Genomic DNA, 17,238 nt, shown 5'->3' with positions numbered 1-17,238 from the left:
GTTTGTTTGGCGCAGCCAATGCCTGGGGGGCTGCGTTTGGGGTTTTGGACATGGTTGATCGGTCTCGTCACTGGTATCCGGTGTTGGCGCGCTTTTCCCGCACGCTGACCGCCTCTGTCGTTTCGGGAACTCTCGTCTTTCAGCCATTCATGCTGCATGCGCAGCAGATTGTCCTGGACGGGCGCACGCAGACCTCGCTGCAGGTGAACGGTTCCGTGACGGATGTCACGACCAGCACCATCGCCAATGGCAACGCCTTCAACTCGTTTTCGCGGTTCGACGTGGATGCGGGCAATACGGTCAATCTCTATGTGCCGCAAGGGGCTGACCGGCTGCTCAACGTGGTGCGCGACAAGCAGTCCTCGATCAACGGCATCCTGAACAGCTACAAGAATGGCGAGATCGGCGGCGACGTCTATTTCCTCAATCCGCACGGCATCGTGGTGGGCGAAAAGGGCGTGGTCAACACGGGCAGGCTTACCCTGCAGACCCCGACCTCCGGCTTCGCCGACAGCCTGATCGACAATCAGGGCGCCATCAGCCACGCGGAGGTGGAAGCCGTCATCCGGGGCGAGGTTCCGCTGTCGAAGGATGGCAGCGTGCGCATCCTTGGCGAGGTGAATGCGCGCGACCAACTGATCATCCGCTCCGCCAGCCAGGAAATCCGCGGCACCGTGCGCGAAGGGGCGGAAGCCTCGCGCGCCATCTTCGAGAACGTGGTCAACACGGAGGGGCTGCAGAAGGGCGCGCAGTCCGTGACCGTCGGGGCCGACGGCACCATCTCGCTGCTGGGGGCCGGCCAGGCCGCGCCCGAGCGCAAGATGATCGTGCTGGACAAGAGCGCCGAAACCCGCACGGAAACGGCGCTCACCATTCGCGAAGGTCTGGTCGATATTTCGACCACCTCGATCAACGGCAACAATGCCTACAACTCGTTCAGCGTCTTCGACGTCTATGCCGGCCAGACGGTCAATCTGATCGTTCCGTCGACGGTTTCCAACCTGATCAACGTGGTGCGTGACAAGCAGTCCGACATCAACGGCCAACTGAATGCGCTGAAGGACGGCCAGATCGGCGGCAATGTCTTCTTCCTCAATCCGCACGGCATCGTCGTTGGCGCAAGCGGTATTCTGAGGGCCGACAGCATCACGCTGGCAACCCCTTCGCTGGAGGATGTGGACCAGCTCCTGAAGGTCGGCCGGGCGCCCGCCCAGAATGATGCGCTCTCGCTTCTGACGCTGGGCGCGCTGCAGAAGAACAGCAAGGGCATCGTCAATGTCGCTGGCCTCGTGTCGGCGAAATCCGGCATCACGGTCGCCGCACAGGATGTCGATCTTTCCGGCCGCCTGACGGTGGAAGGCGCCGGTGCTGCCGGCATCGCGCCGCAGATCGTGGTGCAGTCGGTCGAGGACACCGTCATCAACGGCGGCCAGATCGCCGCCGATGGCGCTTCCGGCAGGGCCGCCGGCTCGATCCGCGTGGAGGCCGGCAATGACGTGACGGTCAAGGCGGGCAGCCTGATTTCCGCCAGCGGCAGGGGCGCGGGGTCGGATGGCGGTTCGGTGATCATCTTCGCCGACAACGAATCCGAACTCGCCGCCGATGCCTCGGTGCTGGCGCTCGGCGGCGATATCTCCGGCAATGGCGGCTTCATTGAATTCAGCGGTCGCAACGTGGTGACGCTGGCCGGCGGCACGCTGAACGCGGCCGCCTTCTTCGGCGCCGGCGGCGAGGTGCTGATCGACCCGGCCCAGATCGTCATTTCCGCCAATACCTGCCTCGGCTGCGGCGGCGCCTATTCCGGCGCGCTCTCGGCCGGCACGAAGTTCAGCCTTGAGGCCAGCCAGAGCATCACGCTCGCCGAAAACGTCTTCCTCTCCACGCGCCAGGTGGGCGGCGCGACCGACCGCAACACCCATGCCGCCGGCGCCTCCACCGGCGTTTCGGGTGCCGTGGAACTGACGGCCCCGGTGATCGACCTGAAGAGCGGCTCGGCGATCTTTGCCCAGGGCAGCGGCAGCTATGCCGGCGGCGACGTGACGCTTTCGGGCCAGTCGATCAGCCTCGACAATGCCACGGTCGCCGGCAAGAATGTCAACCTGACGGCCAGGGATGAGAAGGTGGATTCCTTTTCGGCAGTGGTCCAGGTCGGCACGGCCTTCAGCGACATCAAGATCACCAAGGGTAGCCGTCTCCAGGCGGATAACAATCTTGACGTGAAGGCGACCGCCTCGGCTGTTGTCGAGGATCTCGCCTTCAACGTGAACCGTCCGTACCTCCTGTCATCGGCAAACACGGCGTCCGCGTCGATTACTGTCGATGCGTCCAGCTTAACTGCCGGCGGTAACGTCAATGTCGAGGCGACGGCCACGACGGTTTCCCTGGCCAGCGATCTGCTGACCGACAGCGTGCTGCCTGTTCCGGTTCCCTTCGATGCGGCGGTCGGGGTTGCGCTTTCGAACGCGACGGTCAGCGTGCAGAACGGCGCTTCGGTGCTCAGCCGCGGCGGCGATATCAATCTTACGGCAGACAGCCGTGCCGAAGCCGAGGCCGTCGGCACGGCGCGCAACATCACGTTCGGCAACACCACGCTTCCCTATGCGGCGGCGGTTTCCGTCGGTGTCGTGACCAACACTGCGGCGGTGACGGTTGACGATGCGACGCTGACGGCTGAGGGGGATGTGAATGTCCGCGCCTATGCGCTGAGTGAAAACGTCAATACGTTCGATGTGCTGGCCGGAGGCTCGACCGAAGGCGCGCTGGGGATCGGATTCAACTACACAGATCATCAGGCCATTGCCCGCGTTCATAATTCGAACGTGACCGCGACAGCCGGCGATGTGAATGTTCATACGGAAAGCATCCTGCGGGCCGAGCAGGCAGGTACTCTTTCGGTCAAGGACAGTGCGGCCGACAACATTCTAGACCTGCTGGATGGCGTGGTGACCGCTGTTGTCGATGAATTCTTCACCGACGGTGGCGAGGTCAATGATACTGGCGAAGATATCACGACCGTTTGGGGTGTTGTCAAAGATTCCGCAACGGCAATCGATGCGCTGGCTTCCATCTACAGCGCGGACTGGAGTGATAAATCCGGGATCTCTGGCGAGCGTCAGAACGGCGCGGACAAGGTCTGGGGTGCTGCGGCTGGCGCTCTCATCGCGCTGGACAGCAGTTCGGCGGAAATTACCGCCGACGATGGCAAAACCGTCCGCATCACGGCCGGCGGCGATCTGAACGTGGAGAGCCGCTCGAATGCGCTGACCATGAATTCGGTCGCCACTGAGGTGGCCTATGACGGCGAGAGCGGCAACGCCACCGCGCTCGCACTCAATTTGTCCTATGAGAACATGTCTAACCGCGCCTTCGTCAATGGCGCAGACGGAAACCTCTCGATCGATGCCGGCGCCGTTTCGGTACAGGCGACGCAGTTCGAGACGCAGGCCGACCCGAACGACGACGAGATCGAACTGCTGGCGTTCCGTGGCGAGGACATGAATGCTGGCCGTTATGCCAATGGCCGCAGCATCATCGCCAATGCCCGCGCGGCGGCTCCGGATGCCGTTGCAAACACCTATGCGATTGGTATCGGCGTCTCAACGCGCAACGTCGAGGCCTATATCGACAACGCCGCCGTGAAGCTTGCGCATGACGGCGCCTTGTCGATCGGCGCCGAGAACGTGCTTTCCGTACTCTATATGGAAGCTGGTGACGCCTCGGAGATGGCCGGGCTTGCCACCGAGGCTGCCGCTGGTCGCCTGGCGGATAGGCTGACCAAAATCCGCGAAGAGGCAGAGGCTGCGAAAACCCAGGCCACGCAGGCCAGCAACACGGCCACCACGCCGGCACAGCAGACGGCGGCAAACAACCAGATTGCCGCCGCCAATGCGGCCCTGGCACAGACGCAGGCACAACAGACGCAGGTTACCCAGACACAGGCTGCCGCGCAGACCGCCGCGGCAAATCCGGTTGCAAGTCTCGGCTCGACCTACACGGTCGGCTTCAACATGATCGACCAGAACACGACCGCAGAACTGCGGGGGGGGGCATCCGTCGGGTCCGACGTGTCGAATGCCGGCGTCCTGTCAGGTGATGTCGGTGCAATCGCGGTCAACGCGCATTCCGGCATGGAAGGCGGACTGAGCACTTATGCGACGGTGAACGGCGGAAGCGCTGAAAAGGGCTCCAGTGGCGCCGCGCTGAATATCGGCGTGAACGTGCTTCTCGGCGAAACCACTGCCAGGATCGCCGAGAGAACCGGTTCCGGCGGCGGTGCACATGCGCAGAACATTTTGTCATCCACGGGTGACGTGACCGTCAGCGCCCGCAACGAAACGTCATTCCAGATCGTCAACAAGAGTGCGACAGCGGAAAAAGTGGCGGGTGACGCGACGTCCGCCAACCTGATCACGCTCTCCGGCGGCATCCAGATGCTGGATACCGGCGCGCGCCTGGAGCGCAGCGTGCTTGCCGACGGTACCCTTTCCGTGGAAGCCGCCAGTGCCAATACGGTCGCCACCTATCTGATCGGTACAACGGCTGGTGGGGCGGTCTCGCCTGTCAGCAACGCCGTGACCAACGGGCTCGACCTGATTGCCGGCATTGCCGGCTACGATCTCGGCGATGAGGAAGAGGAGGGTGAGCCGCCGGCAGAGGAGGAGGAAGACGACACGTCTTCCAACGCCAAGCTCGGCATCGGCGCCATTCTCAACCTCGCCATGGTGGCGAATGCCGTGCGCAACAGCGCCTCGATGATGGAATCGGCCGAAAAGGCGATGAGTGCCGAGGCGGATGCACAGAGCGTGATGAAGCAGCAGGGCAAGAAGGACTTCGTCCTCAGCGCCGGCTTCTCCTACAATTCCTTCGACAGCGTCGCCGAGACGGCCGCCAACCTGACGCTACGCGGCGAAGGGGTGAGCGTCGGTGCGTATAACGTGACGGATGCGGATGTCTCCGTGACCTCCAATTCCGAATTCGACGAAGGTGCCGGCGCAACGGTTCTCTCGGTTGCCGCCAACCTTGCCAATCAGGACAATCTCGCCCTGCTCGGCGCCGGCAGCACGGTGATCGTCGGTAAGGGTGGCTTGACGGTTGAAGCGTCTACCAAGGCCTACGGAACCGACGAGAACGGCGACGAGACGCTGGAGGACGATACCAGTGACTTCTTCGCCCGCAGCACCGGAAAGTCCGGCCTGAAAGGCAAGCAGCTGATTATCGCGCTCGGCCTCAACATCGTCGATTTCGAAAACGAGGCGAAGATCGACAACAATGTCACGGTGCTGTCGCAGGCGGCCTATGATGCGGCCAACCAATCCCAGCTTCAGGCCATCCTCGCCAATGACGACGACAAGCCGGCCGTGACGGTGACATCGCTTGCCGCGACCACCCTGAAGGCGGAAGGCAATGCCGCCAATGGCACCAACGGCCTTTTCTTCGACGGTGAAGACGGACTGCTCAGCTACTACGAATCCACCAGGGACATGCGCGGCGGAGCCCTTGGCCTGTCGATTGCGAAGATGGCAACGCCGCTGATCGGCGGCTATCTGGACGCCCGTGTCAAGCAACGTCAGTCAGAACTTACCGAGGGGCCCGACGCCGGCGGCGACGGCGATGCGAAGGGCTTCGGCATCGGCATCAATATCGGCTCGCTCGACGTGAAATCCTCGATCGGTGACGGCAATGCGATCGTCGACGTGGGGGATCTGGAGGTTTCGACGGATGCGCGGGTTCGCGCCAGCGCCCAGGGCGTGGCCGGCACAGGCCCCTCCGGCGAGATCCTCAGCCTGTCGCCGGAAGCTTCCGAATCGGCTGCCACGGCCATGGATGCGGCGGCTGCCATCAATGTGGTTTACGGCGATGTCTCGGCTGGCATCGGCAGCGGCCGCGCCGTGACGCTGCGTGCCGCCGGTGCGGATGCGGGCCTCGGCGCGCTGGCCGGCGATGGCATGATCCATGCCGAGACGGTAACGGTGAGCGCCAAGACGCAGGCCATGGCGGAAGCCACGGCGGACGGAAAGGCGGCCGGCGCGCAGGCTGCCGATGGTGCGGCGGGTGCCATCAATCTGCATGATTTCGATACGACGGCGACGCTGGCGGCCTCCGTGCGCGCCAAGGGCGACGTCGCCGTGAAAGCGACGTCCGATACGGTGGAAGTGGTCACGGCGGAGGCTTCCGCGCGCGGAACGCCCGTCGAAGCCTACGCATCGAAGCTGAAGACCTCCACCAATGCGCTTCTGCTCGGATCGGATGGCAACAATCCCAATACGAGCATCTTCGGCCGCGCGGCGGACCGCTTCACCAAGACCTACAGCGAGATCAGCAAGGCCTCCGAGGCGACGCAGAACGCCAAGCCGACGCAGGCCTTTGCGGCGGCCGTCGGCTTCAACTTCGCCGACCATGACACCAAGGCCATCGTGGCCGACAATGTGAAGATCGAGACCAATGGCGCGATCGACGTGATCGCCGACCATGACGCCATGTCGATGGCCGAGGTCTCCGGTGCGGCCGTGCTCAGCGATGACGCGACGGGCGCGGCGATGAGCATCAACGTCATCAACACGACGGTTGCCACCAGCATCGGCAACAATGTCGTGCTGGGTTCCGCAGACCGCAAGGCCGCTGATGTGACGGTGCAGGCGATGAGCCGCTTCAACACCGGCGTCAACGTGGCCGACGTGCTCCGCTACAAGACCGACGAGGATGGCGAATACGTTCTGGAGAACGGCCAGAAGGTTCTCGATGAAACCTTCCCGAACTTCGCCTATGCGGCGGAGGCCGTTGCCGGCGCAGGCGGAAAGGGCTCCTCGCTGACCGGTGCCTTCGCGGCGACCGTCTATCTCGGCGATACCGCCGCCACGCTGGGCAACGGCGTCTCGATCAATGCCACCGGCGATACGACGATCGGCGCCTATGACCAGTCCAAGATCGCCAACAAGGCTTGGGGCGTCTCGGCGGCCCTCGGCACCGGCACCAGCGCCACCAAGTCGGCGCGCGGCGCCGTCGGCTCGATCATCTATCGCGGTCGCGAGGTGACGACCACGATCGGCAACGATTTCAGCCTGAAGACAGAAGGGGATGCGGACATCGTCGCCCGCGTCCTCACGCCGTCCGAACAGTGGATCGGTCCGGAAAAGGGCACGATCACCTCCTCCACGACCTGGCTCGATTATGTCGATCCGGTTCTGGGTGGCGATATTGCCGCGCCGCTGCGCAACGCCGATCCGGCGGTGACGCAGTCGCTGCACAATCAGGTCATTGCTGCGGCCGCAGCGGGTCAGAGCACGCAAGCCTCCTTCAGCGGCGCGCTTGGCATCACCATTGCCAATGGCGTCACGAAAGTGGCGATTGGCGATCGGGCGCATGTCGAGGCCGAGGCGATCACTGTCGAAAGCCTGATGAACCAGGAGGTGCTGGGCATCGGCGGCTCGCTGACCGTCAGCCTGTCGGGTGCCGGCGGCACCTTCGGCGCACAGGGCGCCGTCAATGTGGTGATGGACGAGGTACTGACCTCGATCGGCAAGGGTGGCGTCTTCGTGGCGAACGGCGGTGGCGCCGATTTCACCGCCGAGGCCGAAACGCAGGCCATGTCGATCACGGCAGTCGCCTCGCTGTCCGGCTCCACCTCGACCACGGTGGCGGCCAACATTTCCTCCAACACCTTCCAGAGTTCGGCGAAGACGGTGATTGCCGACAACGTGGCCATCACCGCCGCAGATGATGCCAACATCACCGCGAAGAATGGCATCGATGCCTTTGCCTTCGCGGGCGCGCTCGGCGTCACCTTCGGGACGAGCAATCCGGTTGCCGCCACCGTCGTCAGCAATGTTCAGCTGTCCTCCGCGGAAAGCCTGCTGGCCTCCGGCGTCACGGTGACGTCCAGCAACGGCTCGGTCAGTCTCGGCGCCGAAACCAGCGAGCAGCTGCTGTCCATTCCGGTGGCCGGTGGCGGTCTGGCCGGCGTGCTCAGCGTCACGGTTGTCGACAGCACCACGCGGGCGGTTGCCGACAAGAGTTCGACGCTGACGGCCTCGAACGGCAATGTCTCGGTCACCGCCGAAAACCAATCCGACGTGCTGGAAATCGCCGGCAGCGTCGCGTTCTCGATGAGCGGTGCCGCCTTCGACCTGACCATGCCCGGCACCGGCGTCAACAAGACGGTGGAAGCCCAGATCGGCAATGCCGCGGCGCGCAATATCGAGATTGCCGCCCGCGCCTCCAACGACATCCGCCAGCTGGCCGGCGCCGGCGGCGCCAGCACGCAGAGCACGGGCGTCGGCGGAACCGTTTCCGTCCTGGTGCTCGACAATGACGTCACCGCCCGCATCGCCGAGAGTGCCGTCGTGACGGCCAATGGCAATGTGTGGCTGGATGCGGCCGATGACAGCAGCCTGCTGCAGTTCGGCGGCGGCATCGGCGCCGGCCAGAATGTCGGTGTCGGCGCAAGCGTCGGTTCGCTGGTCGTGCTCGGAAATACGCTGGCGGAAGTTGGCAGCAATGCCAGCGTGACAGCGCGCGGGCTGGAAAACGACGTCGTTTCCTTCGAGGAACTGCAGGAGGTCGAGGAGGCCAAGGAGGCCGAGCGCACCGGCATCGTCGAGAGCTTCGAGGGGCTGGAGCGCACGGGCCTTGCCTTTGCCGATGACGTCAAGGCGGCCTTCGACACCCTGGGTGATGTCGGCAAGTCGAAGGCGGAGCGCGATGCGCTGCTCGCCATGCCGACGACGACGCGCACCGCCAAGGGCTTCGTGATGACTGCCAATGGTGACCATCGTGCCGTGGCAATTTCTCTCGCGGTCGGTGCCTCCACGGGGTCTGCCGGCGTGGGCGGCGTGGTGGATGTCGGCGTGTTCAGCAACACCGTCAGCGCCCATGTGGCAAGCGGCGCGACCATCAATGCGGGTCTGTCTGCGGCAACGCTTGGCCAGTATGGTGCAAACCAGGACACGATCATCAGTGCCCAGTCGACCGGTCGCATGATCGGCTTTGCCGGCATGGTCGGCGCGGCCGCAACGGCCGGTGTCGGCGGCGGTGCTACCGTCAACGTCTTCAGCGGCACGACACAGGCCACGGTCGACAGCGGTGCCGTCGTCAAGGCGCGCCGTGACGTGGCGGTGGCGGCCCGCCGCCAGCAGCAGATCGGCATTGCCAACTTCGCCATGGGCGGCTCCACGGGAGCGGCCGGTGTCGGCGCGGCCGTGAACGTCGCCGTGATTTCCGGCACGACGGCGGCCCGCATCGACGGCCGCGCCGATGCCTATCGCAATGTCTCGGTGGACGCGCGCGAAAGCTCGAGCCACCTGGAAGTGGTCGGCGCCATCGGCGTGGCCGGCACGGCCGGCGTCGGCGGCGCGATCAACGTGGTCGTGGCCGACAGCACCACCTCCGCCGTCCTCGGTGCATCCGGGGCGATCAATGCGATCGGCGACACCAGCATCACGGCGCGCGCGCGCGAATATATCGGCAACATCATCGTGGCTGGCGGCGTCGGCGGTACGGCCGGTGTCGGCGCCTCGATCAACGTGGTGGATTCCCGTCGCGGCATTTCCTCCTATGCCTATGGCCGCATCAACCAGGATTCGGCCTTCAAGTCGGCCGGCAGCGGCCAGGATGTCGAGATCGAGGCGTCGAGTGCGATCGACATGTATCGTCTGGTCGGTGGCCTGGGCGGCGGCGGCACGGTCGGTGTCGGCGTCAGCTTCGACATGGCGACGATCCTCAACCAGACGGATGCCGCCATCGGCGGCAGTGCCAAGGTCTATGCCGGCGGCCGTGTCGATATCGACGCCGTCTCTGCCAAGAACTATGCCTCCAACACCATAGCCGGCGGCGTTGGCGGCGTGGTGGGCGTCGGCGGTGCAGTCGTGATCAACCGCACCGGTTCCGGCAACCTGAACGATTACCAGAACAATGACGGCAGTGCTGCCGTCGACGGTGCCGGCATGGCGGAGGAGGTGGACGGCATCCTGTCCATCGTGGCCGGCAACCGCATCCAGAACAGCGGCAATGCGACGCTCGACGCGACGGTGGCCAAGGCCAATGACGCGACGGCCTCCAGCCTGTCCGGTGATGCGACCAGCGTATCGGCCATGCTGACGAAGGACGGCCAGGATCGCACGTCTGCCACGATCGGCGACAATGCCGAGGTGGTTGCCGGTGGCGCTGTCGATCTTGCCGCCAGCGATTTCGGCCGCGTCTACCAGTTTGCCGGCACGATCGGTGGCGGCGGCACGGTCGGCGTCGGTCTGACGGTCGGCGTCAACGACTTCTCGTCGTCGGCCATCACCGGCATCGGCAACAATGCCCGGGTGACGGCAGGGGCTGCGCTCACCATGCAGGCCCAGAATGTCTCCGTGCTCGAGGCGGTCAATTTTGCCGGCGCGGGCGGTCTGGTCGGTGTGGCGGGCTCGATCAACTATAACCGTCTGCGCAACACCGCCCAGACGCTGGTCGGAGCCGGCGCGCAGGTTTCGGCAGCGCAGGCGTTGATCAGCGCCGAGAACGAGCAGAACCTTGCGGCGACCACCATCGGCATTGCGGGGGGGCTGGTTGGCGCGGGTGTTTCGTTCACCTATGCCGAACTGGAGGGCGGTGCGACCACGACTGTTGGTAACGGTGCCACGGTGACCACGCGCACCGGCGGCCTCGGCGTGGTCGCGCAGCAGCGCTTCCGCATGTCGGTCGATGGTCTGGCGGGCGCCGGCGGTGGCGTGGCCGGCCAGGCAGCGGTCTCCGAAATCGAGGAAGACAGCGATGCGACCGTAGAGCTCGGTGACAATGTCACGCTCGACTCGGCCGGCGTTCTCAACATCGCCGCCGACAATCTGGGCTGGTCCGTGTCGAACGTGGTCGGCATCGCGCTCGGCGCGGTGGCTGCCGGCTATGTCCATTCCTACGCGGAAAGCTATGGCGACGCGACGGTCAAGGCCGGCAACAATCATCTGCTGAAGGGCAGTGCGGTGGAAATCTCCGCACTGATCGGCGAATTGCAAACGGCCGGCCGCCTGTCGGATGCCTCCACGCTCGAATCCACCGCAAGTGGTGACTCGGTCGAGGCGGCCTCAGACAGCATCGGCATTGTTCGTGCAACCTATCGCCGCGCCGAAAGCTTTGCGCTGGCGGCCGCCGGCGGTCTGGGGGCTGCCCAGGGCAGCAATATCGGCACCGCAACGGGCAATGACGCGGTGGTGAACCTCGGCTACGGCCAGATCACTGCGCGCAGTGGCGATGTGGACGTGACGACGGAAAACCAGGTGGCGCTGCAGTCCAAGATCATCGGCATCACCGTCGGTGGCCTGTCGCTCGGCGCACATGTGGCGCAGGCGAAGAACGAAAATTCCAGCCGCATCACGCTTGGCTCGTCCATCAATGCGGCCGACGACATTCACATTCTTGCCAACAGCGACACCAAGGCCACCGCAGAAAGCTTTGCGGTCGCCGGCGGCATCTATACCGCCGGGGTTTCGCGCGCGACCGTGATCGACAAGGGCGCAACGACGATCGAGCTTTCCGATCTCGCCAGCACGCTGACGGGCGATGACATCCGTGCGACCGGTGAGATCGTCATCAAGGCCGATCACGACCGCCGCTTCGACGGCAAGATGAACTCCTTCGGCGTTGGTCTTTACGGTGGCGGCTCCGGTCGCACCGAATACGAGGTCGAGGGGACCTCGACCGTCGATATCGGTGACAACCGCAAGATCGTGTCGAAGACCTATGACGATCAGAGCAATGGCGAAGCGATCCAGATCCTGGCGCGCAACGCGATTGCCAAGAACATGTTCGGCGATGACACCAATATCAGCCTGAAGGCCTATGGCGCCATCGCGATTGCCGATGTGAGCTCCAATGTGTCGGTCAAGACCAACACCGGCGTGGCGATCGGCAAGAAGACGCAGATCTATTCGGCCGGTGACCTGACGGTCAAATCGATGACCAATGTCAGCGGTGACGACGTGATCACCATCGACGCGGCAGGGGCTGCCGCGGCTGCGACCGGCAAGACAAACTTCACCCATACCGGCATCAGCGGTGACCGGGCTCAGTCCTATGTGAATGTTGGCGATGCAGCCTCGCTGTTTGCCGGCGAGCATCTGGAAGCCTCCGCCGTCACCGACACCAAGATGTCGACCTCCGGCGACGGGTCGGCCTATGGCGCCGGGGCGACGCTGCGGGTGGATTCGGTGACGGCCTCCACCTCGGACAATGTGGTGACCATCGGCAGCAATGCCACCGTCGCCAGCTACGGCGATGTGTTCCTCGGTGCGGGCGAGGATTATGTGGATGCCGACGACGCCTCTGCGCTCGCCGGCGACCGGCTGGTCGGCTACCGCATCAACAGCAATGATGTGGCGGCCTCCGTCATATCCATCATCGGCGCCGCCATCGGCATCCCGCGCGACAACATCTCGCGCGCGACGAGCGACCAGAACAATGTTCTCACCATCGCAAGCGGCAGCAAGGTGCAATCGGGCGAGAACATCCATGCCGGTGCCTCCGACGACAAGCGCGGCGGTGCCACGGCCTATATCGACGTGCGCAACTATTCCGCGACCAGCTTCCTGACCGCCTTCATGGATATCAAGGGCGTTGGCCGGACGAGCAAGGCGGGTACCGTCAATCTGAACGGCACGCTGGAAACCGGTATTGACCGGGTGCGCTGGATCTCGATCGACGGCACGGACATCAACTCCGTGACAGGCCAGGGCTATAACTGGCGCAAGGCGGTCAGCAAGTCCGGCAACACCTGGAGCGTCAACTACGAGGCGCCGCTGGGTGACGTGGTGCTGCGTACCGGTGTCGACGAGGGCGGTCTCACCGGCAATGGTACCATCGTTACGCCGCGTGATGCCGACCTGCGCGTCGTGAATACCTCTTCCAATGCCCTGTCGATTGCCGGCCTGTCGATCCCCTATCTGGTGGGCGGCAAGGTCTATGTGAACGGCACGGAAGTGAAGCAGAACGGGTCGTCGCTGCTCGGCTCCGTCGGCTACAGCCTTCCGACCGAGGAGAGCGTGCTCTCCGTGGTCAGCACCCATACAAGCGGACCGGACCTGACGGTCAACGGCCAGATCAGCAATCTCGGTGGCTCGGTGACGCTGGCCAATATCTACGGCTCGGTATCCTTGCAGTCACGCGTGCAGGCGGCGGACCTGGCCATTCTGGCCGGCCGTGACTTCCGCATCGACAGCGATGACGACATCAACCTCGGCAACGATCCGATCAGCGAGTTCAGCAGTCTCGCCAACTCCTACAACAATGTGCAGACGGCGGCTGATGTCGATGTAACGCTGTCCTCGGCAGGCAGCCCGCAGGGATCGGCCGGCTCGATCGAGGCGCTCGGCAATATCTACATCAAGGCCGACGCCATCAACATCAACGGCACCATCCGCTCCGGCGTCAGCGGTCGCGACACCACGGTGACGCAGGCCCAGGTCGATGCGGCCCTTTCGAGTGCGCAGAAGACCCGCTATGAGCAGACCAAGAGCGAAACAGACCGCTACTATCAGCTGAATGCCGGCCTCGGCTTCGATCCGCTGACGGCAACGCGCGAGCAGCTTGCCAGCATCTCCATCGATGATCTCGCCGAGATTCCGCTCTATTACGACTACGCGACCGGTCGTGTCGTCGCGAAGAACCTGCAGGCGGAAGGCGGTACGATCGTCATCGAGGGACGCATCGCCAGCACCGGCCGTGGCAAGGTGGAGGCGCTGGATGGCTTCGCCCGCTTCGACATCACCAACACCTCGACCAGCGCCCTCGAACTGCGCGATATCGATACCGGCGATGGCGTGGAAGGCACGATCGTCTTCAACGATCACAACTACCAGACCGCGGACAGCAGCTATCTGCAGACCCGCTGGGCGCGTATCGGCAGCGAGATCGTCAAGTACGAGAACACGTCGAATGAACTGACGAACGGCATTGCGATGACGCAGGTGGCCACCGGTGCGGCAGCGGCCACCTACAACCCGCTCGCCAACCAGCGCTACCAGTGGACGGTGACGGCTGATTACTACGACCTTCAGCGGTTCTACTCGTATCACGAGGACAAAGACGAGGGTGAGGATGATATCAATGCCATCAACAAGGAGCGCAAAGGAAGGCCGTGGAGTGACGTCAGCTATGATTGGATCCGTGGCAAGCTGACCACCAAGACGAGCAGTGATGGCTGGGAGCGTTGGCGCGATGAGCACCTGAGCTGGTCCAGCCCGACTTATGGGGCCGATCCCGTTGGTGCCCTGGTGGTGAATGCATCCGACAGCTCGGAGTTCCATTACACGCGCGATGTAACCGAAACGGGGCGCGAGGTGCAGAACTTCACCCATGAGACTGTGTGCGAAGAAGACTGGGGGGCTTGCTTGGACTGGGAAGTCCGTCCGAAGATGGATTATCGCATCTATTACCACAGCACTCAGACCTATTCGGTGAAGGCGGACAAGACGATCAGCATCGGCTTCTTCGGCGAGGATACCGGCCGGATTGCCGTGGACAGCCAGGGGGATGTCCTGATCGGTGGCACCGTGCGCAATGTTTCCGGCGAAACCCTGCTGACCAGCCGGAGCGGCGGCATTTATACGGCCGAGAATGACGCCCAGAAGGGTGTGCTGATTGCCAACAACATCACGCTGAACGCCAAGACCAGCATTGGCAGTTCCGCCACCGACACGTTCCAGATCGAGCAGACCGGCACCAATGCCATCGTCAATGCCACGGCGCCGAACCTGTATCTGGAAGAGGTTGCCGGCGGCCTGCGCCTCGGCCAGATCAACGTCGATGCGGCCAAGACGGCCAATGGCGGCGACCTGACGCTCGTGGCCCGCGGCGACCTGGATTTCCGCGCCTCCAACATGGGCTCGGTGGTGAAGGGCGGCCGCATCCAGCTGGAAAGCAAGACCGGCAAGATCCTCACCAATGTCGTCAACAACGGCCTTGACGTGGATACCGATGCAGCCGGTGGCGGCACGCTGTCGGTGAAGACGGAAGACGCGAATGCGGTGACGATCCGCGAGGTGTCCGGCGACCTGCGCGTCGACCAGATCGATGTGGCCGGTGACCTGACGCTGCTGGTCAACGGCGACCTGCTGAGCACTCAGACGCAGAGCAATGATCTCGCCGCACGCGACAGCACCTTTGCCGACTATCTCGACAGCCGTGGCATCGGCTCGACCGCCTATGCCGAGGCTGAGACCGACCTGGTCAATGATGCCAAGGCCGAGCAGATGACCGAGATGTATCACGCCTACTGGAAGATGCGGGGCGCAGGCGAGGAGTTGAGTTCCGACGCCAGCGCCAGCGTGATGCGGGTGGCTTCGACCGAGGCGGCCAGCACGATTGCGCCCTACGATCCGGACTTCGTCTACCACGTCTCGGAACCCGACCGCACGGCGCTGCAGTCGAACGGCTTCACGGACGCCGATATCGCGGCCTACGAGGCACAGCAGACGACCTTCTACCACGATGCCCATGACAAGCTGGGTGCCGCGGCCGAGGGGACCTATGACGCGAACTTCAGCTATCAGTTGACCGACGCGGAGCGCACGGCCAATACGCAGGGCCTGACGTTCGATCGCGACGCCGTGCTCTCGGCCGTCAATGCGGAAGTGGTCGGCGGCAATGCCGGCGGCTCGACGCAGGCCAGCAACATCCAGGCCGGCAGCCTGAACATCGATGTCACCGGCACCATCGGCGAGGCCGACACCGGCTTCACGCTGAATGCCGGCGGCGACAAGACCGTCTCGGTGGCGGACATGCAGAGCATGCGGAACGCCAATGTCGGTGACGTGGTCTACAATGCCGATGGCTCGATCACCGTCACGGGACATGATGGCGTGTCGATCAATACGGATGGCACGGTCAGCGTGGAAGCCGGTCAGGATGCCTATCTGCAGAGCCAGGGTGACCTCAACGTGAAGACGATTTCGGTCGGCAACACGCTGCAGCTCAACACCTCCGGCAGCCTGCTCAACGCCAATGATGACGATGCTGCCAATGTCACCGGCCGCAACCTGATCCTGTCCTCCGCCGGCGACAATCTCGGCACTGCCGACAAGCGCTTCATCACCGAGACCACGGACGATGGCTACGTGCAGTTGCGCACCGACGGCTCGGCCTATCTGGCGGAAAAGACCGGCGACCTGCGCCTGCAGGATGCCGCCGGCCCGACGCTCGATCTTGCCGCCAATGACGGACGTATCGTCGATGCCTTCGCGGATGCGGGGGTAGACCTCAACGGCAGCAACATCAAGCTCTACGCCCGTGATGGTATCGGAACGGAGGGATCATCGCTCGACGTCACGACCCGTACCGACGGCGAGGTTGAGCTGCAGACGCCGGGCGATTCCTACATAGCCGCGCCGGATCTGCCTGTTTATGTCAAGGAAGCCATCGTCGGCGGCATCTCGAAGATCGTATCGGCCAGCCAGATCCTGGTAGAGGCCGGCAATACCTTCTCGGCGAGCATCATCGACTGGTTTGCACCGGAGGACGTGATCTTCGGCGAAAACAGCAAGGTTATCTCGCGTGACGGGACTGCAAAGATTCGCACTGAAGCCAACCTCGTCATGGGCAAGGGGTCGACCATTGACGCCCAGGGCAATGCCATCGATCTCGGCGCGGCCGGCAACATCGTGCTCGGCAATCTGGTCACCCAGAAGGGTGGCGACGACGCCATCGTCGTCGAGGCCGGCGGTTCGATCAACGGCAACGGCGACGACCTGAAGGACATCGACGTTTCCGACGATTCCGCGGGCGTGACGTTGTCAGCACATGGCGGTATCGGCGGCGATACGGCGCTCTCGACCAATCTGGCGCATCTCACCTTTACCAACGCCGATGGCGGCAATGTCGTCATCGAAAATAACCGCAGCATGACGCTGGAGAGCGGCACGGTGGCCGCCGGTTCCTCCATCATGCTGTCGAGCATTGGCGATCTGCTGACCCGCTCCGTGACCGCGATCGATGGCGATATCGCGCTCTCGGCAGGCAGCAAGCTGACGCAGGCCTCTGGCTCTCTGATCGATGGCGGCACGGGTAATGTGACGCTGTCGGCGGGTACCGATGCCAAGCTTGGCCGTGTGAAGACCGCGGGCACGGTGTCTGTCTCGGCTCTCGCTGGCTCGGTGGAGCTTGCCGATGCGCTGAGCACGTCTGACGGTTCCGTCGAGGTGACGGCCGAGGCGGATATTGTTGTTGCCGCCACGGGTTCCGTTGCCGGCGCCAACGGCGTGTCTCTGACGGCAA

General features: G+C 63.9%; 1 protein-coding gene. It reads left to right on the top strand.

Going from position 1 to position 17,238, the window contains the following annotated elements; translation table 11 throughout:
• Window positions 1–50: 50 nt before the first annotated feature.
• Window positions 51–17,238: leukotoxin LktA family filamentous adhesin (locus KLP42_RS15895; protein ID WP_215567874.1), on the top strand; the 17,188-nt coding region annotated here is incomplete at its 3' end.

It is taken from the genome of Rhizobium sp. CSW-27 (assembly GCF_018760785.1).
Classification (GTDB): Bacteria; Pseudomonadota; Alphaproteobacteria; order Rhizobiales; family Rhizobiaceae; genus Neorhizobium.
The sequence above is the reverse complement of the archived record's forward strand: the minus strand, read 5'-3'. Positions and strand labels throughout refer to the sequence as shown.